28 protein-coding genes are annotated in these 23,326 nt (G+C 29.9%); 10 read left to right on the top strand and 18 right to left on the bottom strand.

The features are described 5' to 3' along the window. Together AMN84_RS03530 and ubiA are read right to left on the bottom strand one after the other, a co-directional pair. Positions 1-494 (bottom strand): ABC transporter transmembrane domain-containing protein (locus tag AMN84_RS03530; protein WP_256998152.1); only part of this gene is annotated, 494 nt, incomplete at its 3' end. After that, a complete protein-coding gene (gene ubiA, locus AMN84_RS03525) occupies positions 494-1,360 on the bottom strand; it encodes a 4-hydroxybenzoate octaprenyltransferase (RefSeq protein ID WP_075483436.1) in 867 nt (288 codons plus the stop codon). The genes AMN84_RS03530 and ubiA, both read right to left, overlap by 1 nt. Before the next feature lie 53 nt (positions 1,361-1,413). On the opposite strand from ubiA, the gene AMN84_RS03520 reads away from it, so the two are divergent. Next, complete coding sequence (locus AMN84_RS03520; protein ID WP_075483434.1) at positions 1,414-1,821, top strand: DUF2721 domain-containing protein; 408 nt, start codon at positions 1,414-1,416, stop codon at positions 1,819-1,821. Here the strand turns inward: AMN84_RS03520 and AMN84_RS03515 are convergent. From AMN84_RS03515 to AMN84_RS03505, 3 genes are read right to left on the bottom strand one after another with little or no spacing between them, the layout of a single operon-like run. Beyond that, entirely contained in the window at positions 1,811-2,782 is a 972-nt protein-coding gene (locus AMN84_RS03515; RefSeq protein ID WP_075483432.1) for a quinone oxidoreductase family protein, read from the bottom strand. The genes AMN84_RS03520 and AMN84_RS03515 overlap by 11 nt on opposite strands. Then, positions 2,783-3,625 carry a pirin family protein gene (locus tag AMN84_RS03510; RefSeq protein ID WP_075483430.1) on the bottom strand — a complete coding sequence of 281 codons (843 nt, stop codon included), beginning with the start codon at positions 3,623-3,625 and terminating at the stop codon, positions 2,783-2,785. A 20-nt stretch (positions 3,626-3,645) separates the two neighbouring features. Beyond that, complete coding sequence (locus AMN84_RS03505; protein ID WP_075483428.1) at positions 3,646-4,302, bottom strand: haloacid dehalogenase type II; 657 nt, start codon at positions 4,300-4,302, stop codon at positions 3,646-3,648. 35 nt (positions 4,303-4,337) lie between these two features. Between AMN84_RS03505 and AMN84_RS03500 the strand changes: the two genes are divergently transcribed. The 9 genes from AMN84_RS03500 to thrC all read left to right on the top strand — a co-directional run bounded on the left by AMN84_RS03500 (position 4,338) and on the right by thrC (position 11,973). Next, positions 4,338-5,048, top strand: coding sequence for an RsmE family RNA methyltransferase (locus AMN84_RS03500; RefSeq protein ID WP_075483426.1), 711 nt, complete (start codon positions 4,338-4,340; stop codon positions 5,046-5,048). Positions 5,049-5,109: 61 nt separating this feature from the next. Continuing rightward, positions 5,110-5,922: a cytochrome c oxidase subunit II gene (gene coxB, locus AMN84_RS03495; RefSeq protein WP_075483441.1), complete on the top strand. Its 813-nt coding sequence runs from the start codon at positions 5,110-5,112 to the stop codon at positions 5,920-5,922. Between the two features lies 1 nt (position 5,923). Then, positions 5,924-7,558 carry a cytochrome c oxidase subunit I gene (gene ctaD, locus AMN84_RS03490; RefSeq protein WP_075483424.1) on the top strand — a complete coding sequence of 545 codons (1,635 nt, stop codon included), beginning with the start codon at positions 5,924-5,926 and terminating at the stop codon, positions 7,556-7,558. 13 nt (positions 7,559-7,571) lie between these two features. After that, positions 7,572-8,483, top strand: coding sequence for a heme o synthase (gene cyoE / locus AMN84_RS03485; RefSeq protein ID WP_075483422.1), 912 nt, complete (start codon positions 7,572-7,574; stop codon positions 8,481-8,483). After that, complete coding sequence (locus AMN84_RS03480; protein ID WP_075483420.1) at positions 8,483-8,605, top strand: serine protease; 123 nt, start codon at positions 8,483-8,485, stop codon at positions 8,603-8,605. The genes cyoE and AMN84_RS03480 overlap by 1 nt, the downstream gene beginning before the upstream one ends. Continuing rightward, positions 8,602-9,147: a cytochrome c oxidase assembly protein gene (locus AMN84_RS03475; RefSeq protein WP_075483417.1), complete on the top strand. Its 546-nt coding sequence runs from the start codon at positions 8,602-8,604 to the stop codon at positions 9,145-9,147. The genes AMN84_RS03480 and AMN84_RS03475 overlap by 4 nt, the downstream gene beginning before the upstream one ends. Positions 9,148-9,149: 2 nt before the next feature. After that, positions 9,150-9,941: a cytochrome c oxidase subunit 3 gene (locus tag AMN84_RS03470; RefSeq protein WP_075483415.1), complete on the top strand. Its 792-nt coding sequence runs from the start codon at positions 9,150-9,152 to the stop codon at positions 9,939-9,941. A 5-nt stretch (positions 9,942-9,946) separates the two neighbouring features. Next, positions 9,947-10,603: an SURF1 family protein gene (locus tag AMN84_RS03465; RefSeq protein ID WP_075483413.1), complete on the top strand. Its 657-nt coding sequence runs from the start codon at positions 9,947-9,949 to the stop codon at positions 10,601-10,603. After that, positions 10,603-11,973, top strand: coding sequence for a threonine synthase (gene thrC / locus AMN84_RS03460; protein ID WP_075483411.1), 1,371 nt, complete (start codon positions 10,603-10,605; stop codon positions 11,971-11,973). The genes AMN84_RS03465 and thrC overlap by 1 nt, the downstream gene beginning before the upstream one ends. On the opposite strand, the gene rnhA is transcribed toward thrC, so the two are convergent. Genes rnhA through AMN84_RS03395 form a run of 13 tightly spaced genes read right to left on the bottom strand, consistent with a single transcriptional unit; the run spans position 11,968 to position 23,326 of the window. Continuing rightward, a complete protein-coding gene (rnhA, locus tag AMN84_RS03455) occupies positions 11,968-12,390 on the bottom strand; it encodes a ribonuclease HI (protein ID WP_075483409.1) in 423 nt (140 codons plus the stop codon). The genes thrC and rnhA overlap by 6 nt on opposite strands. Further along, positions 12,383-13,354, bottom strand: coding sequence for a homoserine kinase (locus AMN84_RS03450; protein WP_075483407.1), 972 nt, complete (start codon positions 13,352-13,354; stop codon positions 12,383-12,385). Before AMN84_RS03450 ends, rnhA begins: the two co-directional genes overlap by 8 nt. Further along, the gene (ispH, locus tag AMN84_RS03445; protein ID WP_075483405.1) at positions 13,354-14,298 is read right to left on the bottom strand and encodes a 4-hydroxy-3-methylbut-2-enyl diphosphate reductase; all 945 of its coding nucleotides are present in this window, start codon (positions 14,296-14,298) and stop codon (positions 13,354-13,356) included. Before ispH ends, AMN84_RS03450 begins: the two co-directional genes overlap by 1 nt. Continuing rightward, positions 14,288-15,202 (bottom strand): Brp/Blh family beta-carotene 15,15'-dioxygenase, encoded by a 915-nt coding sequence (locus AMN84_RS03440; RefSeq protein WP_075483403.1) that lies wholly within the window; start codon positions 15,200-15,202, stop codon positions 14,288-14,290. Before AMN84_RS03440 ends, ispH begins: the two co-directional genes overlap by 11 nt. Then, positions 15,202-16,260, bottom strand: a complete 1,059-nt coding sequence (locus AMN84_RS03435; RefSeq protein ID WP_075483401.1) for a lycopene cyclase family protein — start codon at positions 16,258-16,260, stop codon at positions 15,202-15,204. Before AMN84_RS03435 ends, AMN84_RS03440 begins: the two co-directional genes overlap by 1 nt. Continuing rightward, positions 16,247-17,095: a squalene/phytoene synthase family protein gene (locus AMN84_RS03430; RefSeq protein ID WP_075483399.1), complete on the bottom strand. Its 849-nt coding sequence runs from the start codon at positions 17,093-17,095 to the stop codon at positions 16,247-16,249. Before AMN84_RS03430 ends, AMN84_RS03435 begins: the two co-directional genes overlap by 14 nt. Then, on the bottom strand, positions 17,095-18,552 hold the full coding sequence (gene crtI, locus AMN84_RS03425) for a phytoene desaturase family protein (RefSeq protein WP_075483397.1): 1,458 nt from the start codon (positions 18,550-18,552) through the stop codon (positions 17,095-17,097). The genes AMN84_RS03430 and crtI overlap by 1 nt, the downstream gene beginning before the upstream one ends. Before the next feature lie 43 nt (positions 18,553-18,595). Beyond that, entirely contained in the window at positions 18,596-19,096 is a 501-nt protein-coding gene (locus AMN84_RS03420; RefSeq protein ID WP_075483395.1) for a F0F1 ATP synthase subunit B family protein, read from the bottom strand. After that, positions 19,086-19,673, bottom strand: coding sequence for a F0F1 ATP synthase subunit B family protein (locus tag AMN84_RS03415; RefSeq protein ID WP_256998151.1), 588 nt, complete (start codon positions 19,671-19,673; stop codon positions 19,086-19,088). Before AMN84_RS03415 ends, AMN84_RS03420 begins: the two co-directional genes overlap by 11 nt. A gap of 6 nt (positions 19,674-19,679) precedes the next feature. Continuing rightward, the gene (locus AMN84_RS03410; protein ID WP_006997791.1) at positions 19,680-19,907 is read right to left on the bottom strand and encodes a F0F1 ATP synthase subunit C; all 228 of its coding nucleotides are present in this window, start codon (positions 19,905-19,907) and stop codon (positions 19,680-19,682) included. Between the two features lie 16 nt (positions 19,908-19,923). Then, the gene (locus AMN84_RS03405; RefSeq protein WP_075483393.1) at positions 19,924-20,658 is read right to left on the bottom strand and encodes a F0F1 ATP synthase subunit A; all 735 of its coding nucleotides are present in this window, start codon (positions 20,656-20,658) and stop codon (positions 19,924-19,926) included. A 4-nt stretch (positions 20,659-20,662) separates the two neighbouring features. Next, positions 20,663-20,929: an AtpZ/AtpI family protein gene (locus tag AMN84_RS03400; RefSeq protein ID WP_075483391.1), complete on the bottom strand. Its 267-nt coding sequence runs from the start codon at positions 20,927-20,929 to the stop codon at positions 20,663-20,665. Next, positions 20,930-23,326, bottom strand: a complete 2,397-nt coding sequence (locus AMN84_RS03395; protein ID WP_075483389.1) for a chromosome segregation SMC family protein — start codon at positions 23,324-23,326, stop codon at positions 20,930-20,932.

Below are 23,326 nucleotides of genomic sequence, written 5' to 3'. Positions count from 1 at the left end.
ACAATTGATAATTTCCAGTTTTGATAAAACATTACGGCTAAAAGTCCAATCAAAGTCAAGGTGTCCTTAAATATATTTAAAATAGCAACACTAACCAATCCCGTCATATAATTTACGTCATTTATCAAATTAGTTATTATTTTGCCTGAGTGCCTCGTCTCAATAAAATCTGTGTCGGCTTTAATCAAAGACCTCATCATATCCATTTGTAAGTTTTTTCTAATTTCTTCAGAAATTCTTATCATTATTACCTTTGCTCCATATAATGATATACCTTTAGCTGCAAAAGCAAAAATTATAAAAATTGGTATTATTAAAATTAAAGTTCTATCTTTATTAATAAAAATCTTTTCTATTGCTGGATCTAATAAGTAGGCTATTGAGGATGTACTTCCTGCTAAAACCAAGGAAAAAAGTAAAGCTAAAAAAATTTTTGATAAATGTTTTTTTGTATAGTCTTTATATAACCTTTTTAATAATTTTGAATCTCTCATCAAAAAATTTTACCTGATAAAATTGCAAAAAAAACTAATAGTCCCAAAAAGTTATTGCTCTTAAATTTTTTGAGACATGTGTTTGGTTCTAAATTTTTTAAAAAATAAATTTGAAAAACAAATAGGTGTAAAAAAGGCGCAAGTAAAATTAAATAATAATAAATATTAAATTTCATTAAAATTCCTCCTATGACTAATGATAAAAAGAAAAAGAAATAACATAAAAATAAGAAAGTTTTAGGGTTGTTTTTGAATTTAATTGATGTTGATTTTACTCCTATAATTTCATCATCTTTAATGTCTTGGTATCCGTATATTGTGTCGTAACCGAGTGTCCAAAATATGGCTCCAATGTAAAATATGACAGGATAATAGCTAAATTCATTAGTCAGCGAAACCCATGCCATTATTAATCCATAATTAAAAGTGATACCTAGAAAAAACTGAGGCCAATAAGTAAATTTTTTCATTATTGGATAGGAGAATGCAAAAGGCATAGATGCTAATCCTAAAATAATTGTGCTCTGATTAAATTGAACTAAAATTAAAAAGGATAATGAGCATAGAATAAATACATACGTCAAGCCTTTCTGTACAGAAATTTTTCCAGATGCAATTGGTCTATTTTTCGTTCTTTCAACCATGATATCAATTTTTCTATCTAAAATATCATTTACAATACATCCTGCTGATCTCATTAGAACTGCTCCACAAAAAAATAACAAACAATATTTTATAAAGATGTCATTGTTATTAGAAAATTGAAATGCTAGTGTGAGTCCCCAAAGACATGGCCAAAATAATAACATAAAGCCAATAGGTTTTTTAAGCCTTGTCAATTCCAAAAATAATTCAAAATTTTTCATGATTATTTTCTTGTAAATAACAAAGCATCGTTTCATAATCAAACTGATTCGTTATGGATATCGATTACACAGTCACAGCACTTATGTTTCCAGCAATACCACTTATAATGGGTGTTTATAGCAATAGATTTCATACTTTAAGTAATTTAATAAGAAAAATCCATGATGAACATGTTTTCGAAAAACACACACCACCTGAATGGAGAAATCAGTTAATTAATTTAAATGATAGAATAGGAGTTTTGAAGCTTACAATTATGTTTGCTGCATTCGGATTCTTGTTCAATATGTTAACGGTATTTGCTCTTTATTTGGACAAAATATTGATTGCCAGAATTATTTTTGGATCTTGCTGTCTATCAATGATGGTATCTATTGTTTTCTTTATCAGAGAAATTCAAATTTCAACTAAAGCTCTTAAATTACATATCTCTGATATGGATGTGCAATTTAAGGAGTGATTATTGCTGGCCCTAAAATTTTTCTTCCTTCCAAATCTTGGTGCGCAATAGACGCATCTTTTAAAGCGTATTTCTTAAATATTTCAACCTTTATCGCTCCAGATTTAACCATTTCGAAAAGTTTATTTGAAGCTTCATCCAGTTCCTCTCTTGTAGAAGTGTAGTGTGCAATACTAGGCCTTGTTAAATATAATCCTTTTGGTGCTATAAGTTTTCCAACATCCAATGGATCTAATTTTCCAGATGCATTTCCAAATGAAACCATTGTTCCACGCATTTTTAAACACCCTAATGAATTTTCTAAAGTATTTTTTCCTACTCCGTCATAAACTACTGGTAGACCTTGATTGTTGGTTAATTGTAAAACCCTATCTTTAAAATTTTCTTTGTTATAATTTATTACTTCATCACATCCATATTTTTTTGCTAACTTGATTTTTTCATCCGATCCAACTGTTCCTATTACATTACAGCCCAAACTTTTAGCCCATTGGCAAAAAATTTGACCAACCCCACCAGCTGCAGCGTGGAACAAAACTGTTTGACCTTTTTTAACAGGATATGTTTTATGTAAAAGATAGAAGGTCGTTAAACCCTTTGTCATTAAACAAGCAACAATTTCAAGATCTATTCCATCTGGTACTTTTACCAAATTTTTCGTTGGATAAATTCTATGTGTTGAATATGAACCTAAAGGCGCAGCTGCATAAGCTACCTTATCACCCTCTTTAAAATTTGTAACACCTGGCCCTACTTTTTCTATAATCCCTGCACCTTCAAGTCCGATGCCTGAGGGAAGCGGGACAGGATATAGTCCTGACCTATGATATGTATCAATGAAGTTCAATCCTATAGCAGAATGTTTTATTAAAACTTCATTATCTTTAGGTTCAGATAAAGATTGTTTTTCGTATTTTAAAACCTCAGGACCCCCAGTTTTTGAAAAATTTATAGAATGCATTTAATATTTCGCAAAAGTACCATTTTGGTAATCATTAATTGCCTCAATAATCTCAGCTTTTGTATTCATCACAAATGGACCTCCTCTAGCTATTGGTTCACCGATTGGTTTGCCTGCGATAAATAAAAATTCGCTATCTTTTTCAGCTTTGACCTGGAGGTTCTTACCTTTTTTTAACAATATCAAATTTGAGTCATTTGTTTTTTCGTGATTAATTTTACCAACTTTTATTTGACCTTTAAGCAAATAAATAAATGAATTATGTCCCTCTGGAACTTCGCAAGTAAATTCCTTTTCATTTTTTAACACAATGTGAAAATAGATTGGTTCAACATTATGATTTTTTTCAGGACCCTCAATATCTTTGAACTTCCCAGCAATCACCTTAACTACTTTTTCATCATCACTGTAAGTTCCAAGCTCTTTGTTTTTAATATAAATATATTCAGGTTTATTTTTTTTTAGTTTTGCTGGCATGTTAATCCATAATTGAAATCCAAGTAATTGACCATCAGCCATTGCAGGCATTTCAGAATGTATTATTCCTCTTCCAGTTTTCATCCACTGCACATCTCCTGATGACATTATTCCTTTAGCACCAGTACTATCCTCATGCTCAAATTTTCCTTTAAGCATATAAGTAACTGTCTCAATACCTCTGTGAGGATGAGGCGGAAAACCTGCAACATAATCGTCTTTATTTTCTGAACCGAATTCATCTAACATTAAAAAAGGGTCAATATAATCTGCCTCTGGTGTACCTATACTTCTTTTAAGTTTTACCCCCGCACCGTCAGATGTTTCAATAGATTTAACAATTTTTTTGATTTCAATATTTGACATGGTTTTAGTTTAATTATGTTTCAAACTATTTCAAGTAGTCCTTTTAAATTTTTAATTTCTTTTTTTGGTTTGTAATCAAGATTATCAAAATGAGAGTTGTTACGATTAACCCAGACAGCGTTGTAACCAAAATTACCACCACCTGATACATCCCAAGTATTAGCACTCAAAAAAACAACTTCTTTGGGTTGAATTTTATATTTATTAACCGGAAGATCGTAGACTCTTGAGTCAGGCTTGTAAATTTTCACTTCCTCAATTGAAAAAAGATCATCAAAAGCATCTAAATTGTTGGTGCTTACCAACTCATTAATCAAATCTGGAGTACCGTTTGAAAGTATCGCGAGCTTAAGATTTTTCTTTTTTAAATTTGTTAAAACCTCCTCTACCTCTGGATAAGGGGATAAAACTTTATAAAGACTTAATAATTCATTTTTCATGCTTGTATCTATATTAAAAACTTTCATAGATTTATCCAAACTATCTTCAGTTATTTGCCAAAAGTCTCTGTGTCTTTTCATTAAACTTCTCAACCAAGTGTATTCAAGTTGTGTAGTTCGCCAAAAATTTGCAAAGGACTCCCACTTATCTCCTATTTTATGTTTACATTTTTTTGCCGCTGAATTTACGTCAAATAATGTTCCATAAGCATCAAATACTATTGCTTTAAAATCCATACTTAAATTTAATTTTTTATATTATACTATATCTTATGAATATTAGATTATATCACCCAAACAGTATAGTCGAAAATACAACTAAGTCGCTTTCAAAGGAACATGGTCATTATATAGCAAATGTAATGAGACTTAAATTAGGCTCCCGTGTAAATTTTTTTAATAAAGATGGAGAGTGGGAAAGTGAAATAACATTTATTCAAAAAGATAAGGTCGAAGTAAAATTTATAAAAAAAATAAAACAAGCAAAGAACTCAACTAAAATTGAACTTGCGATTTGTTTAGTCAAAAAAAATCCAATGGAAACTATCTTGCAAAAATCTACAGAACTAGGTGTAAGTAAAATAATTCCTATTGTTTCTGAGAGAACAGAAGTTAAAGATTTGAATTATGAAAGAGCAAGAAAAATAGTTATTGAAGCTACAGAACAATCTAATCAATTAAATCCTCCAGAAATTTCGGAAGTTAAAAAACTTAAAGACTTTTTAAAAAACATCGATAACTCCACTAAACTTTTATTTGCCGATGTGAATTCTCAAAATGTTTTAAAAAATGATAATATTAAAAAAGGGGAAGCTTTAAGTGTTTTGATAGGACCCGAAGGCGATTTTTCACCAGTTGAACGCGAGTCGATTTTAAAAGTTCCTGATGTGAAATCTTTTACTATATCTAAGAATATTTTAAGGTCAGATACTGCCGTTATAACCGCCATTTCATTAGTGAATTTCGTCTATTTCAATTCATAATTGTCGCATTAATTGAATTTGTTAATTGATTTAAAAACTGTATAAAAACGAAATAAAAATGCTGAAAAAATTATTATACACTTTTGTTTTATTAATACCGTCCGCCTTAAATGCTAACGAGCCAAAAGATTGGCAGTTAGGTTTCCAGAAACCAGCCTCTCAATCTATGTACGAAATTGTAAAATTTCATGATTATATGTTAGTGCCAATAATTGTTGCGATAAGCGGGTTTGTATTATTTTTGATGGCTTACACATGTATCAGATTTAGAGCTTCAAGAAATCCTAACCCATCGAAAAGAACGCACAATGTTGCTGTTGAAATACTTTGGACACTCATTCCATGTTTAATTCTTATTGTAATGGCAGTTCCATCTTTTAAAATTCTTTATTCACAAGATACAATACCTAAAGCTGATGTTACGATTAAAGCCATAGGTTACCAGTGGTATTGGGGTTATGAATATCCTGATGAAAATATAATATTTGACTCTTACATGGTAGAAGAGGAGGACTTAAAACCAGGTCAACCTAGACTTTTGGCAGTTGATAATGAAGTTGTAGTGCCAGTAAACAAAGTTGTTAAAGTTTTAATAACAGCTAACGATGTTTTGCATGCTTGGGCCCTACCATCTTTCGGGGTAAAAAGAGATGCAATGCCTGGGAGAGTGAACGAAACTTGGTTTAAGGCAGATAGAGTTGGAACATATTACGGACAATGTTCGGAATTGTGTGGTATTAAACATGCATTCATGCCAATCACGGTTAGAGTTGTAACAGATGAGGAATATAACGCTTGGTTAGAAGAAGCTAAAATAAAATTTGCAAAAGAAGAAATAAATAATAATAAAATCAAATTACTAGCAAAAAATTAATATGACAACAGTTGCTTCACAAGATCATTCACACCACCATCCAACAGGATGGAAACGATGGGCTTATTCAACAAATCATAAAGACATAGGTACAATGTATTTAATCTTTGCGATTATCGCTGGAATAATTGGAACTGCCTTTTCAGTTTTAATGAGAATGGAGTTGATGCATCCAGGTGATGGAATATTAGGTGGCAATTATCACTTATACAATGTTTTAGTAACTGGTCACGGTTTGATAATGATTTTCTTTATGGTCATGCCGGCAATGATTGGAGGTTTTGGAAATTGGTTTGTACCAATTATGATAGGGGCTCCTGACATGGCTTTTCCAAGAATGAATAATATATCTTTTTGGTTACTACCAGTGTCATTCATTTTATTACTTTCATCAATATTTGTAGATGGACCTCCAGGCGCGCAAGGTGTAGGAGGAGGCTGGACAATCTATCCACCATTGTCATCTAAAACTGGTCAACCAGGACCCGCAATGGATTTGGCAATACTTAGTCTTCATATAGCAGGTGCATCTTCAATACTTGGTGCTGTAAATTTTATAACTACGATATTAAATATGAGAACCCCAGGTATGACTTTACATAAGATGCCATTGTTTGCTTGGTCAATTCTTGTAACAGCTTTTTTATTATTATTATCTTTACCAGTCTTAGCTGGTGCAATAACAATGTTGTTAACAGACAGGAATTTTGGAACAGCATTTTTTGATGCGCAAACTGGTGGAGATCCACTTTTATTTCAACATTTATTTTGGTTCTTTGGTCATCCAGAAGTTTATATTTTGATTTTACCAGGGTTTGGAATGATAAGTCATATTGTTTCAACCTTTTCTAAAAAACCAGTTTTTGGATATTTAGGTATGGCTTATGCGATGGTCGCGATTGGTATTGTTGGTTTTGTAGTTTGGGCACATCACATGTATACGGTAGGATTAAACACTGATACAAAAGCATATTTTCTAGCAGCAACAATGATCATTGCTGTTCCTACAGGAATAAAAATTTTCTCATGGATTGCAACAATGTGGGGTGGCTCTATATCTTTTAAAACTCCAATGATGTGGGCTCTTGGTTTTATTTTCTTATTTACAGTTGGAGGTGTTACTGGTGTAGTTCTAGCTAACGCTGGTGTTGATACAGCCTTACACGATACATATTATGTAGTAGCTCACTTTCATTATGTGCTATCACTCGGAGCAGTTTTTGCAATTTTTGCAGGGTTCTATTATTGGTTTGGAAAAATGTCTGGTTATGAATACTCAGAATGGCTTGGACAACTACATTTTTGGCTAACATTTATAGGAGTAAATTTAATATTTTTCCCTCAACATTTTTTAGGATTAGCTGGTATGCCAAGAAGATATGCTGATTATCCAGATGCTTTTGCAGATTGGAATTATATCTCCTCAATTGGTTCGTATATTTCAGTGGTAGGATTAGCTGTATTTTTAATTAATTTAGCTTACGCATTTATGAAAAAAAAAGTAGCAGCTCAAAATCCATGGGGAGAAGGCGCAACTACTTTAGAGTGGACAGTACCATCACCACCAAACTTTCATACATTTGAGGAATTACCTAAAGTAAATGAGTACGGGGAAGCAGAAAAAACAAGCACATAATTATTGGCATTAGATGACAACTTATAATTCTAGAGCAAAAAGTATTTCACTATTTGATACATCAATTTTCTTAGAATTGCTAAGACTGATGAAACCAAGAGTAATGTCATTGGTGATATTTACCTGTGCAGTTGGTTTATTAACTGCCCCGGGTGAAATCAGTTTTATTAAATCAATAACAAACATTTTTTTTGTGACACTTGGTGCTGGAGCAGCAGGAGCTCTTAATATGTGGTATGAGGCCGATTTAGATAAACTAATGAGCAGAACATGTTTGAGGCCGCTTCCAACAGGAAAATTAAAAAAAAAACATGCCCTTATTTTTGGAATAGTCCTATCAATAGTTTCAGTTCTAGGACTTTACTATTTTTCAAACTTACTATCTGCTTTAGTGTTACTCTTTACAATTAGTTTTTATTTATTTGTTTATACAATTTGGCTTAAAAGAAGAACACCACAAAACATAGTAATTGGTGGAGCATCTGGTGCACTGCCTCCTGTAATTGGATGGACGATTGTTACTAATTCCTTAAGTTTGGAAGCACTATCATTTTTCTTGATAATATTTTTTTGGACACCTTCACATTTTTGGGCTTTAAGTTTGTATAAAGTAGGTGACTATAAAAGAGCCAAAATTCCAATGTTGCCAGTTACAAATGGTATTGAAAATACAAAAAAAAATATTTTTGTATACTCACTTTTAATGCTTCCAACATTGGCGTTACCTTACATAATAGGTTTTGTTGGAGAATTATTTCTAGTTAGCACTTTTGGTCTTACAATTTATTATATTTTATTATGTTTTGCTTTATTAAAAACAAAAAAAGATTCTTTTGATTTACAAAAAGCTAAAAGAGTTTTTGGGTATTCAATCTTTTACTTGTTTTTTATATTTGTATTATTTTTAATTGATAAACTATTCTAATGGAAGTTGACAAAAAAATTAAAAAGAAAAATATCTTTACTGCTATTGGACTTATAGTATTTATCTTATTACTTTTTGTATTTACACTTTACAATGTTGGAGTTTTTGAAAGAGCCATATGATTAGTAAAAAAAACCTAACGCCATTGATTTTATCTTTAATATTTTTTTTAATGCTAGGATTATCATTCGCTGCTGTTCCACTTTATGATTTGTTCTGCCGTGTCACAGGATTTGGAGGCACTACTCAAGTTTCAAAAGAAGCTCCAAAAATAGTAATTGATGAACCTGTGAGAGTAAGATTTGATACAAATGTTCAAACAGATTTAGCTTGGAATTTTAAAGCGAATAAATCTTTATATGATATTAAACCAGGCAAAGTTTATAAAGTTGAGTTTGAAGTAGAAAACTTTGGAAAAGAACCATCAAGTGGAGTTGCAAGTTACAATGTGTCCCCATCAACTTTTGGCCAATATTTCAATAAATTAGGATGTTTTTGTTTTGAAAAACAAACTTTAAAAAGTGGAGAAAAAATGAGTTATATTTTAACTTTTTATTTAGATCCTGAAATGGTAAATGATCCTAAAACTAAAAACATAGATGATATTACAATGTCGTATACATTTTTTTCTTCTGACTATTATAAACAATCAAAGGTTAATTAATTATGAGCTCTAAAGATCAAAAACATGATTACCACTTAGTTGATCCAAGCCCGTGGCCAATCTATACATCTTTTGCTACCTTAATTACTGCTATAGGTTCAGTTTATTATTTTCACTCAAAAGTTATGTGGGCTATGCTACTTGGTTTCGCTCTTTTAATTTATGGAGCTTACATGTGGTTTAGGGATGTTGTTAATGAAGCTGAACATCAAGGTCATCATACTCCTGTTGTTCAAATACATCACCGTTATGGAATGACATTGTTTATTGCATCTGAAGTAATGTTTTTTGTTGCTTGGTTTTGGGCTTACTTTGATGCTAGTTTGTATCCAAGTGCTTTTGTTGGTGGAGTTTGGCCGCCTAAAGATATTGAAGTTTTTAATCCATGGGATATTCCATTAATTAACACACTGGTTTTATTATTATCTGGAACAACTGTTACATGGGCTCATCACTCTTTACTAGAGGATGATAGAAAAGGTTTTATACAAGGTCTTTGGGCAACAGTTCTACTAGGTTTCTTTTTTACCCTTCTCCAAATATATGAGTATCAACATGCTAGTTTTGATTTTTCAGGACATATTTACGGTGCAACATTTTATATGGCCACAGGCTTTCATGGCTTCCATGTAGTAGTTGGAACTATCTTTTTGGCTGTCTGTTTGTGGAGAGGAAAACTTGGTCATTTCAATAAGGATCATCATTTTGGATTTGAAGCTGCAGCATGGTACTGGCATTTTGTCGATGTAGTTTGGTTGTTTTTATTTGCGGCAATCTACGTTTGGGGAAGCTAATTTAATTGAGATATAAGTTTCTTTTCACAATATTTGTTTCATTTTTTATCACAATTTTTCTTGCCCTTGGGTTTTGGCAGTTATACAGACTTAATTGGAAAAATAGTCTTATTGAAGAAATAAATTCTTCTCTCAAGAATGATCCTGTAAAATTTGAAGCACAAAAAATTAAAAACTTTCAAAAAATTGAATTCAAGGGAAAAATTGATAATGAGAATTTAATTTATTTATATGGACTCAGTGATAATGGAGAGCCAGGTTTTAATATAATTAAAGAAATTGATATTAGGGGAGAAAACTTTTTAATTAATCAAGGATGGATTCCGAGAGATTTGAAAGGTGAGTCCTTCGATCTTAAACAATCAGAATACTTTGGAATTACAAAACTAAAATCAAAAAAAAATTACTTTAAACCTAATAATGATTTATCAAAAAACTATTGGTTTAAACTCGATGACATAGACCTAAAAAAACATACTGGAAAAACATTTTCTCCTTTTATTATTTTTATTCAAAATGGAGAACAAAAAAACTCTTTTCCAATTCCAAAAAAAATTTCGTCAGATCTGCCTAATAATCACCTTAAATACTCTTTAACATGGTTTTCAATAGCGATATCAATTCTTTTGATATATCTATATTTTAGAAAAAAGAATTATTAATGGAATATATAAGTACAAGAAATAATAATAAGAAATTTTCCTTCAGTGAGGTATTTCTAAAAGGACTTGCTGATGATGGAGGTCTCTTTATACCGTTGAGTATTAAAAAATTTGATGAGAGCAAAATGAACTCTCTAAAAAAATTAAGTTATATAGATCTAGCTACTGAAATTATTTATTTATACACTGGTGATTTTTTAAGCAAAAAAGAATTAAACGAAATTGTAAAAAAATCATACTCTAACTTTAGAGAAAAAGATGTTGTTAAAATAGTTGAGTTAAATCAATTTAAGATCTTGGAATTGTTTCATGGACCCACTCTAGCTTTTAAAGATATTGCGATGCAATTAATTGGAAATATGTATGAGCATTTCTTAAAATCAAATTACAGAACAATAAATATAGTTGTTGCAACTTCAGGGGACACTGGTGCAGCAGCTATTGATGCGATCAAAGGAAAATCTAATTTAAATATATTTGTTTTACATCCAAATAATAGAATTTCCTCTGTTCAAAGAAAAATTATGACTACTGTTGAAGAAAAAAATGTTTTTAATATCGCAATTGACGGAAACTTTGATGATTGTCAAAATATTGTAAAACAAATGTTTTCTGATCTTGAGTTCTCAAAATCTATAAATATGTCAGGAGTAAACTCAATAAATTGGGCAAGAATAGTTGCTCAAGCGGTATATTATTTTTATGCACAATTTAAATTAGATAAAGACAACATCTCTTTTTCAGTTCCAACAGGAAATTTTGGAGATGTCTTTGCAGGATATCTTGCAAAAAAAATGGGATTACCAATTGATAAATTAATTGTTGCAACAAATGAAAACGATATTTTGTATAGAGCCATTACAAAAGGAGAATATATTTCAAAAGAAGTCAGAGAAACTTTATCACCAAGTATGGATATACAATTAGCTAGTAATTTTGAAAGACTAATTTACTACGTGAATAATTCAAGCTCAGAAAAAACAGCAGAAATTATGAAGAAGGTTAAGCAGAATTCTTACCAAATTGAAAAGAAAGATTTAGATATAATTAAAAAAGATTTTTTATCAGAAAGTTGTAATGAAAAAGAAACTTTAGAGATTATAAAAAAAAATTATAAGGAAAATGATATGGTTTTAGATCCGCATACGGCCATTGGAGTAGGAGCTGCACAAAAATTATCTTTGAATGATTGTGTAGTTTTATCAACAGCACATCCGTGTAAATTTCCCGATGCTACAAATAATGCGATTAATAAACATGAAAAATTGCCTGAAGAACTTCAGCACGTACTGAATAAAAATGAGAATTTTCAAATACTAGAGAATAATACGGATGAAGTAAAAAAATTTATTAAAAGTAAAATTTTATAAATTCGCAGCTTCTTTGGCAATTAAATCAACTTCATTGTTTAACTCATCAGTTGAGTGCGCTTTTACCCAATTCCAACTTATTTCAAATTGATTGGCTAAAATATCAAGCTCTGTCCAAAGATCTTTATTTTTAACTTCTTGCTTGTTTGCGGTTTTCCATCCATTTTTTTTCCAGTTATAAATCCACTCAGTTATTCCTGACTTAACATACTTCGAGTCTGTAAAGATTTGAACTTTACTTCCTTTGGGAATTTTTTTTAATGCCTCAATAGGAGCGAGTAACTCCATTTGATTATTTGTAGTATTTTTTTTACTTCCTTTAATATTAGTTTTTTGTCCGTTGTTTATAATTATTGCTGCCCATCCACCATTTCCAGGATTTTCTAAACACGACCCATCAGTATAAATTTTAATCATTAAAGTATTCCTCGAATTTTTCTATGGAATTATGAAATCTAAGTTTTTGAATGTACTCAGAGGGATCCTTTTTTTTAATTAAAATATTTTTAGGAGTATTTATGAAATCATAAGCTCTTGTAGCCAGATATCTTAAGGCAGATCCTTTACAAAGAATTTTCATACTCTTTTTTTCCTCTGGTTTAAGTTTTCTAATACTCTCATAACCTTTAAAAAGCTTGGAGGCTTTTCTCTTATTAAATTTAAACTTATTTTTTGTTTTATTAAAACAAAGTGAATTTATACAAATTGCGAGTTCATAAGCTTGAAAATCATAAGCTGAAAAATAAAAATCAATAAACCCCCCAAATTTTCCTTTGTAAAAGAAAATATTGTCAATGAACAAGTCTCCATGAATTACACTACTCGGTATTTTTTTTGGCCAGTTTTTGTTTATATCACGAAAACTTTCCCTCATCTCATCTTTAAGATTTTTAGGTAATTTCGAATTCTTAAAGTTAATTTTATTTATAAGACTGTAAATTTTGAGAGGTGAAAAGCTGTTTTTTCTTTTTAGTTTTATCTTTGTTAATTTTTTATGCATGAACCCAATATTTTTACCAATGACAAATAAATCTTTTTCCAAAAGTTTTTTCTTATCGCTGCCTTCTAGAAAAGAAACTAGACAGGCTTTTTTTCTTTTTAAATTAAATATATATTTTCCATATTTATTTTTAACTGGGGATGGGCATTTAATACCTTTTTTTGAAAGTGCATCCATCAACTTCATAAAGTAGGGCAAATCCTTATTATTAACTCTACTTTCAAAAATCGTTAAAACGTATTTTTTATTTTTTGTGGTAACAGTATAATTTGTATTTTCTATTCCTTTTTTAATGCCCTTAAAGCTTTTGATTTTTTTAAATCCAAAAATATTTTGGACATTAGAAATGTCAGCTTGATTCAACTTTGTAAATACAGCCATTAATTGAGTTTTCCTGGAACTTTAAAAGTTACGTTTTCTTTTACTATTTCGACTTCTTGAATTTCAACATTAAAATTTTCTTTAATTTTTTCTATAAAATTCTGAACTAAAATTTCAGGTGCCGATGCACCTGACGAAATACCTATACTATTACACTTAGAAATTTTTTCTAATGGAACTGAACTTTCAGAATGTATTAATTCTGAATAATTACAACCTGCCTTATCCGCTACCTCCACGAGTCTTTTTGAATTAGAAGAATTTCTGCTTCCAATAACAAAAAACATATCACATTTTGAAGCAATCTTTTTAACAGCTGCCTGTCTATTAGTCGTGGCATAACAGATATCTTCTTTATTTGGTTCTTTAATTTGTGGGAATTTTTTTTTTAAAGCATCAATTATATCTTTTGTATCATCAACAGAAAGAGTTGTTTGAGTTACAAAAGCTAATTTTTTATTTGATGGAATATCAATATCCTCAACATCATCAATTGTTTCAACTAACTCTATTGACCCCTCTGGAATTTGACCCATAGTGCCAACTACTTCGGGATGATTTTCGTGACCAATTAAAAAAATATGGAAGCCTGCTTTATTTAAATTTTCAGCCTCTCTATGTACTTTTGAAACCAAAGGACAAGTAGCATCTATATATTCCATTTTTAAGTCTTGAGCTTCTTTTGGAACTTTTTTTGGCACTCCATGAGCTGAAAAAATTACTGGTCTAGTTTTGTCTTTAATTTCACTAAGTTCTTCTACAAATATTGCACCAATTTTTTTTAAATTTTCTACTACATGCTTATTGTGAACTATCTCATGTCGTACATAAACTGGTGACCCAAATTTATTTATACTTTTTTTAACAATTTCTATTGCTCTATCAACTCCAGCACAAAATCCTCTAGGAGCAGCTAAATATATTTTTAAATCTTTATTTTTCATTTTTTTCTACAAGATACTCTAATAATATATGCGGAAAGGTTAAAGACGCCAAACCTATAAATATTACTTTTAAAATTGCGTCATCAAAAGCATAGTAATTAGCTAATAAATAAAGACTTATTATAAATAGTAATAAAGTCGTTAATGTAAGCGGCAACGCTTTTCTTATAAATTTATAAAAACCAACTTTAAAATCATTACGATCAATTTCATATATTAGAGAAAGAGAATGTCTTACAGAGTGTAAAAAACAAAAATAAATTGTGAAAGCAATTAATGGAGAAAGAAAAACATTAAGTAATATTATATTTGTCCAATCTGCAATTAAGAATCCACCATTGTTCGATTGAACTGTTATAATAATGTTTGCGATAAAACTTACAAATATCATTAATATTAAAAATTTACTGGTTAAAAAACCCAAGTCTAAGTTTAAGATTTGAAAAATTTCATTTGTTTTTTCATTATGAAATAGAAGGGGTGCAATAATGATTACACTTCCTTTAAATAAATATAGAAAATCGTAAACTAAACTTTTTGTGTTTTGTTCTACGCAACTATCCTCTTTACCAAAATGGTATGAAGCAACCATTAAAAAAATTATTAAAACAATTTCTGGAATTATCATCCAAGTAAAAATTACTATCAACGAGACAGCTATATAAGCTAAGTAAAAGTATGACTTATTTTCCAATTTATAGATTTTCATCAATTTATAACCTTTTAGGTGATCAAGAGCTCCATGAGAAACACCTATGATAGATATTAAAAAGAAACAGATGATAGTTTGATATTGAAATTCTATTTGCTTATTTTCAAAATATTTTGAAATTGAAATTAAAAAAATAATATTGAATAGAAGTAAAAAAAACGAATATTTTTTGTTTATTTTATATAAATCCATTAATTGAATAAAGCCTTTATAAAAGGCCACTTTGGCATTTTTGATATTATTGATAAGTCTTGAAAAATATTACTTTTATTTGAGAGAAATTTTACACTTGTTTCCGAGCTAGAATTAAAGATTTCAAAAAAAATATTTGGCATTCTTTGAGCATTCTTTTTCAACACTTTTAAAAATATTTTATCAAGAATTTCATATTTTTTTCCGATACTGTAAGTTTTTAAATTATCTAAATTCTTAACAATATATTTACAATGTTCTTGAATATTCAAAAAGGTATATCCAGTACTCAACCTTGTCATTTTACCTGCTGTTCCAATATTAATTTTTTTTTCACCGTTTAAATTTAATGGATAAAATAATGGAATTTGTCCTTTTTCTTTATAAATAATTTTGTAATTTTTAATCTTAAGAATATTTTCAATATATTCCCTAATCTGAAAGTCATAGTCTTTTTCTGAAGGATCTTTCATATTTGATAACCAAGTAGTTTCAATTAAAGCTTTATTTTTTGAAAACGGAAGAGTGTAAAAAAAATGAACGCTATCTTTTTGGTCACAATCAAAATCCATTAGATTAATTATAGAATCATCAAATATATTCTTATCCGTTTCAATTTCATAACCTCCAAAATGTTGCCAAAGATCATTTTCATTTGAATTTATTTTAGGAACACTATTAAATACGTATGAATTTTCTGTATTTACATCCTCCTTATTTCTGAAGAAGTGAATATTTTTATTTGCTTTAAGTCTGTTCAAAGTTTTTTTGTAAAATAGACCACTGTCAATAGATTGATATGGTAGACTTTCACATTCAATCTGTTTTGATTTATTGGGAATATTAATTGAAAAAGAATCCCAACTTTTAATCACACAATCTTCAAAATTATGTGGAAATGTTTTCCAAAAAGACCATGTTTTATCTCTTTGGTATTCAATCCTTGGCTCAATAATAGCTAAGTTTTTATCACTTAACTTGTTATTAATTTCAAGCTCGTAAGCTAAGGAGAGGCCAGCACAACCACCACCAATTATTGTATAATCAAATTCTTTCATCTATATTAATTTCTAAGCCAATTTCATTATGCTCTTCATTTCTGTAATAATTATCTGATTGAATAAATAATAATCTAAAAAAATCAAAAATACTTAAAATAGTTTGAACGATTTTGCCAGTTTTAGTAACATAAACTTTTCCAGATCGATTATATTCCTTAATGTCTCCTTTTTTAATGATTTTATAACCAATCTCTCTATAAACTCTGCGAGCGACCAATATAGCAAAACGGCACCTAATTGGAATTTCTCTGATTGAATTAAAACAACTATTATAAAACAAATCTGCAGTAGTGATTGTATTTTTAATATTTGAAAGATCATGCTTAATATATTCTCTGTTTTTTTTTCTATCTTCTATTACATCTCTAGAAATGTTAGTAAGCTGCATAGCTATCCCTAGATCAATTGCAGATTTCAAAGCTGTTTTAGATTTTACTTTAAGAATTTTTGCCATCATCAAACCTACTGTTCCAGCCACCCTATAAGAATATACTAGCAGCTCTCTTTTAGATTTTAATTCTATTTTTTCTTTTAAATCAGACTCAATGCCATCAAAAAGATCGAGAACAATTTTTTCTGATACATCGAAGTTTTTAATTATGCCATGTATTTTTTTGATACTATCGTTTTCAATGTTGCGGTTAATAAAGTCATTTTTATAGTTAAGGAATTTCTTCTTTTTAATCTCTAAAGGTATTTCTTCATCAGCAATATCGTCTAATATTCTACAAAAATCATATAGGTCAGATCCATTTTTATAAACATCGCTAGGCAAGAAAAATCCAGCCCAGCTAAAAGACTTTGCATGAATTGATAAAAGATTATTCGCCATTAAAGAATTTTATCTAAAACTTTTGCTGATGATAAAACTCCAGGCACACCAGCACCAGGATGTGTTCCAGCACCGACAAAATATAATCCATCATAAATTTCAGACTTATTATGAAATCTAAAATAAGCAGATTGTGTAAATTTTGGTTGAATTGAAAAGCCTGATCCAAATTTTGTGTTAAGATCTTTTTCAAAGTAGTCGGGTGTTAAGTAGAAATCCTCTATTATGTTTTCTCTTAATTTTGGAAGTAAATCCTTTTCCATCTTATCAATTACTAAATTCTTAATTTTTTCACCACTTACCGACCAATTTATATTTGATTGATTATTAGGAACTGGGACTAGAACATAGAAACAATCGCATCCATCTGGTGCCATCGAATTATCTGTTGCTGTAGGTCGATGCAGATAATAGCTAATATCATCGTTTAGTCTCTTTTTATCAAAAATATCATCTAAATGTTCTTTGTATTTGTTACCAAACTTAATTGTGTGGTGAGCAACATTCTTATAAACTTTTTTAGTTCCAAAGTAATAAACAAATAAACCCATTGAATAATCCATTCTTTTTCTCTTAAAGTTGAAAAAAAAATTCAGGTCTTTTTTATTCAATAATCTCTCATAGACATCGGGTGGATCAGCATTACAAACCACATTATTAGCAGAAATTTCATCACCGTTTTCCAATCGAATACCTTTAATTGTTTTTCCATTTGAAATAATTTTGTTTACCTCAAAGCCTTTTTTTATTTTTATATTTTCCTCATTCATTAATGTTTCTAGACCCTTAATTATATTTCCGGTTCCCCCCATCGAGTAATGAATTCCCCATTTCTTTTCTAAATATAGTATTAAGCCATAGATCGAAGTTGTAGTGAAAGGATTACCACCCACAAGAAGAGGATGCATGCTAAGAATTCTTCTTAGTTTTTCGTGTTTAACATATGATGACACAAGAGAATAAACAGATTTATAACTTTTTAACTTTAATAAAGATGGAATTTGTTTCATCATGAAAAAAGGTTTCGTAAAGGGAACATCTGAAAGTTCTAAATACCCCTTTTCAAAAATTTTTTTAGTGAAATTTACTAATTTGATATAACCTTTTAAATCATCTGAAGAAATTGCAGATATTTGTTTTTCCATTTCTTCTTCATTTCCTGAGTAATTGAATTTTGTGCCATCTTCAAAAACGAATTGATACCAAATATCTAAAGGTTTTATGTTTAAATAGTCTTTTGGATCTTTTCCAAATAGTTCGAACAACTCATATATCAGATAAGGTGCTGTAATTACTGTCGGTCCAGCATCAAATGAAAACCCATTCTTTCTAAAAATTCTTGCTCTACCACCTAAATCATTTTGTTTTTCAATTAAGGTCACCTCGTGGCCTTTAGCTCTCAGCCTAAGAGCCGCAGATATACCACCAAAACCTGAACCTATGACTATGGATTTCATAACAATAATTTATATTTTTTTTCTAAAAATGTAAGAATTTATTTTAATTTGAGCCAGCTTTTTTTAAAGCATCTTTAGCATCTTCTAAATTTTTTTGAAATAAATTGTCGAGCTTTGATTTTTCAATTGAATTTTTAATTAAATTTTCTGAAGCAGAGAATGCAACATCAACTGAAGTATTTTTAATTTCTCTAACTGCTTCATCCTTCATTTGTTTAATTTTGCTTAAAGATAGTTCTTTTTTGATTTTAGTTGAGTTCTCAAACTTAAGCTCTAAATCACTCACCATTTTTTCAGAATCACTTTTTGCTTGATCCATAATTTTTTTACTTTCCTTTACGGCTGAGCTTAATTTTGATTGAGAGTCTTCTAATAATTTTTTTGTTTCTATTCTTAACTTTTCACTTTCATCTAATTCGTTTTTTATCTCAGAGATCTTTGTGTCTAAAGCCTCATTTATTTTTTTTGGGATCTTAAAATAAATTAGAACTCCAAAAAAAATAACAAAAGATATAGCTACCCAAAAAGTTGAGTCAAATTCCATTTGTGCTCCTGCTCAATTTTTTAAGTTCTTGTTCAACTAAAGCAGAAACACTGCTTTCATTTACATCAGTTCCAATCAACCTTTTTATGACTTCGTTGGTTATATTAGAAGCTATTGAGTTTATCTTTTTTGGTGAAGATAACTTTAACTCAATTATTTCTTTTTCAACATTTTGAATTTCTGAAGTTAAGTCTTCATCAAGTTTCATTTTTTTTTTGGTTATTTCAGAGACAACCTTTTCTCTTGCAGCTAACATTACTTCTTTAGCTTTGTTTTTACTTTTAAAAATTATCTGATCAAATTCTTTGAGATTTTTTTCACTTTGTTCTCTTTGCTTTTCAGCTGTCTCAATATTTTCTAAAATTTGTAATCTTCTCTGTTCTAGGTTTTTACTTATCCTAGGTAAGATAAATTTAGAAAGGACTAAAAAAAGGGTACCGAAAGTTATGGTTAACCAAAAAATTTGCGATACCCAAAATTCAGGATCCAATTGAGGCATTCCTCCCTTTTCCGCACTTTTCACTGCTACAGCACAGAATGAGAAATAAAAAATATTAAGTAAAATAATTTTTTTCACAATACTTTAAAAAGCAAATAAAATTATCAAAGCTACAACAAGTCCAAACAACCCGGTGGCCTCAGCTAATGCGAAACCTAAAAGTAAATTTGGAAATTGTTTTTGAGCTGCAGACGGATTTCTCATAGCGCCAGATAGATAGTTACCAAAAATAATACCTATTCCTACTCCTGCTCCTGCTAGAGCAATTGCCGCTAATCCTGCTCCAATCATTTTTGCTGCTTCTAACTCCATATTATCCTCCTTATGATTAATGGTGTAAATTTAATGCATCATTTAAATAAATGCATGTTAAAATTGCAAAAACATAAGCTTGAAGAAAAGCAACTAATATCTCCAAACCTGTTAATGCAACTGAAAAACTCAGTGGAAGCCATCCACCGACAATTCCAAGACTTACTACAAAGCCTCCGAATACTTTCATCATTGTATGTCCAGCCATCATATTTGCAAACAATCTTACAGATAAACTGATGGGTCTACTTAAATAAGAAATAATTTCTATAACTACTATTAGTGGTAACAAGACAGCTGGCACTCCGCTGGGTACAAAAAGTTTTAAATACCCAAATCCATGCTTAATAAATCCAATAATTGTCACTCCAATGAAAATAAATGCTGCTAAAACAAATGTCACAATTATGTGGCTCGTTACTGTAAAAGAGTAGGGGATCATACCGAACATGTTACAAAAAAGAACAAACATAAAAAGTGAAAATATAAATGAAAAATATGGTTTTGCTTTCGAACCAGCTGTATCACTTATCATTTTAGACACAAATGTATAACCAAGTTCTGAGAGCAATTGTATTTTATCAGGAATTATATTTTTCTTTTGTGCACCTAAATTAAAAATTATTAATATTGCTAATGAGCTTATGACCATAAATAAACTTGCATTAGTAAAGGATAAATCTATTTCACCTATTTTTATTTCTGGACCAATTCTATAAACATTAAATTGGTACATTGGATTTGCTGCCATAAAATCAATTCTGTAGTTTTTTTGCTGACCTAATTACATTTAAAATACCTGCAACTACACCAACAAAAAAAAATATTATTATTAACCATGGTTTAGTATCAAACCAATTATCTAAAATAAACCCTATAATTGTCCCTACTAATACAGCCGCTACTAACTCAGTGCTCAATTTGAAAGCTTGTCCAATATTAGATGTTTGTGGATTTTCTTTTTCTATTTTTAACTTTTTACGTGCATTTTTAAGGCGGTCTTTAAGCTGTTCTTTACCCATCTAGGCAACCATGCTTTCAGCTTTTTCTAGGTCAACTGAAACTAGCTGGCTTATGCCTTTCTCTGGCATTGTTACACCATAAAGTCTATTCATTTTTGACATGGTAAGTGCGTGATGGGTAACAATAATAAATTTTGTTTTAGTAATTTTTATGAGTTCATCCAAGAGATTGCAAAAACGAGTGACGTTTGCGTCATCCAAAGGTGCATCTACTTCATCAAGAACACATATTGGTGAAGGGTTAGTTAAAAAAACTGCAAAGATTAAAGATAAAGCAGTCAGCGCTTGTTCTCCACCTGAAAGAAGAGTTATTGACTGAAGTCTTTTTCCTGGAGGACTTACTAACATTTCTAAACCTGCATCAAGTGGATCATCAGAGTCGACCAATTCTAGTTTCGCACTACCACCGTTAAATAATTTTGTATAAACTTCATTAAATTTTCTATTAACCTTTTCAAAAGCCTCAAGGAGTCTTTCTCGACCTTTTTGATTGAGTTCATTAATACTTTCCTTAAGTTTAACAATGGCTGTAACTAAATCTGATCGATCTTTTTCCATTTTTTTAATTTCAATCTCATATTTACTTGTTTCTTCATCTGCTCTTAGATTTACTGATCCTAATTTGTCTCTCTCTCTTTTTTTTTCATCAAGCAATTCCTCTTGACTGAGCGCATCCGGGAGATCACTTTGATCTTTCAAGTTTGAGAATTCAAAAACATCTTTTTCTGCAAGATTTAATTCATTTTCAATTCTCTCTAACAAATCAATTCTTCTTTTTGACAGACCATCAATTGTTGCTGTTGAACTCGCTTTTCTTTCCCTGATTTCTATAGAATTTTCTCTGATCTCTGAAAGCTCAAGATTTAGGGCGTTTGATTTTTTATCTGATATTTCAATTAATTTTTCATTCTCTTCTTTCTCAATTTCAGAAAGTCTTAAATTTTCAGTTAGTTGCCCTTTTTTTTCTGCTTGAGTGTTTGGTTTATTTTCTAAAAGATTTAATTGACTAGATGATTTTTGTCTTCTTTCATTAAGTTGTTTTATTGATTTGTCGGAATTTTCAAGTAGGTTTTTCCAACTTTCAATTTCAGTGTCAATAATTTTTATTCTTTCTTTTCTTTTAATTGAATCATTCTTTATGTTTTGGTTTTTGCTATAGCTTTCAGCATATTCTTCAATTATGTTTTTGCATTCTTCAATAGCTTTTATGGCGTCATCATTTTGGTTTTGACTGATTAAATTTTTTACGTTTTCAAGATTGTTTTTAAGTTTATCTTTTACAGAAAAGAGATCGTCATTAGATTTTTTTTCAGTATCATAATATTTTGTATCAATATTGATTAAATCATTTTTTTCCTCTTTTAATCTTTTTTCATTTGAATTAGCATCGATCGTAATACTTTTTTCTCTATCTAAATCATTATCGATTTCAACAAGGCTATTTTTGAAATTTTCGATCTCTCTTTGTATTCTATCATTTTCCTCATCCAAACTTGTAAGTTCCAAGTTTAATCTTTGGATTTTAGAAAGTATCTCAAAATTTTTCTCTTTGATTGGAGTATTTGTTGCATTTTCACTCTCTATATTTTTTTCAATTTCATTAATTTTATTTGTAATATTTTCAAATTCTTGATCAGAGTCTTTATTAATTTCTTTTTCTAAAGTAATTTCCTTATCTATCTCCTGCAATTTTAGAAAATATAAACCTGCTTCAATTTTTTTTATTTCTTCTGAAATCATCTTATACTTCCCAGCTTCTTCTGCTTGTTTTTGTAAATTTGCTAATTGTTTCTCCTGTTGTCTTCTTAATTCATCTGCTCTTTTTAAATTGTTTTCCGCAGCATTTAATCTTACTTCAGCTTCATGCCTTCTAGCATGTAAACCAGAAATTCCCGCAGCCTCCTCAAGTATTGCTCGTCTATCACTTGGTTTTGCTGTAACTAACGATCCAATTCTACCTTGGCTTATTAATGATGGAGAGTGAGCCCCAGTTGAAAGGTCAGCAAAAAACATTTGAGCATCTTTTGCCCTTACTTCTTTACCATTTATATGAAACTTTGATCCTTTATCTTTTTCAATCTTTCTTCTAATTTCTATTTCGGGAATGTGTTTATAATTGTGTGACCCTAGACTTCCATCGTTTGATAGGTTTACAATTACCTCAGCTATATTTTTGGAAGGTTTGTTTGAAGTACCGGAAAAAATTACATCTTCCATACCTGAGCCTCTCATACTTTTTGCTGATGTTTCACCCATACACCATCTTAAAGACTCAACGATATTTGATTTACCGCAACCGTTTGGACCAACTATCCCAGTCAGGCCGTCTTCAATAAGTAAACTTGTTTTATCGGCAAAAGATTTAAAACCGTTTAATTGAATTTTTTTAAATTCCAT

The sequence above is a fragment of the Candidatus Pelagibacter communis genome (genome assembly GCF_001180105.1).
In the GTDB taxonomy this organism is placed as follows: Bacteria; Pseudomonadota; Alphaproteobacteria; order Pelagibacterales; family Pelagibacteraceae; genus Pelagibacter; species Pelagibacter ubique_K.
This window is presented reverse-complemented; position numbering and strand designations above follow the sequence as displayed.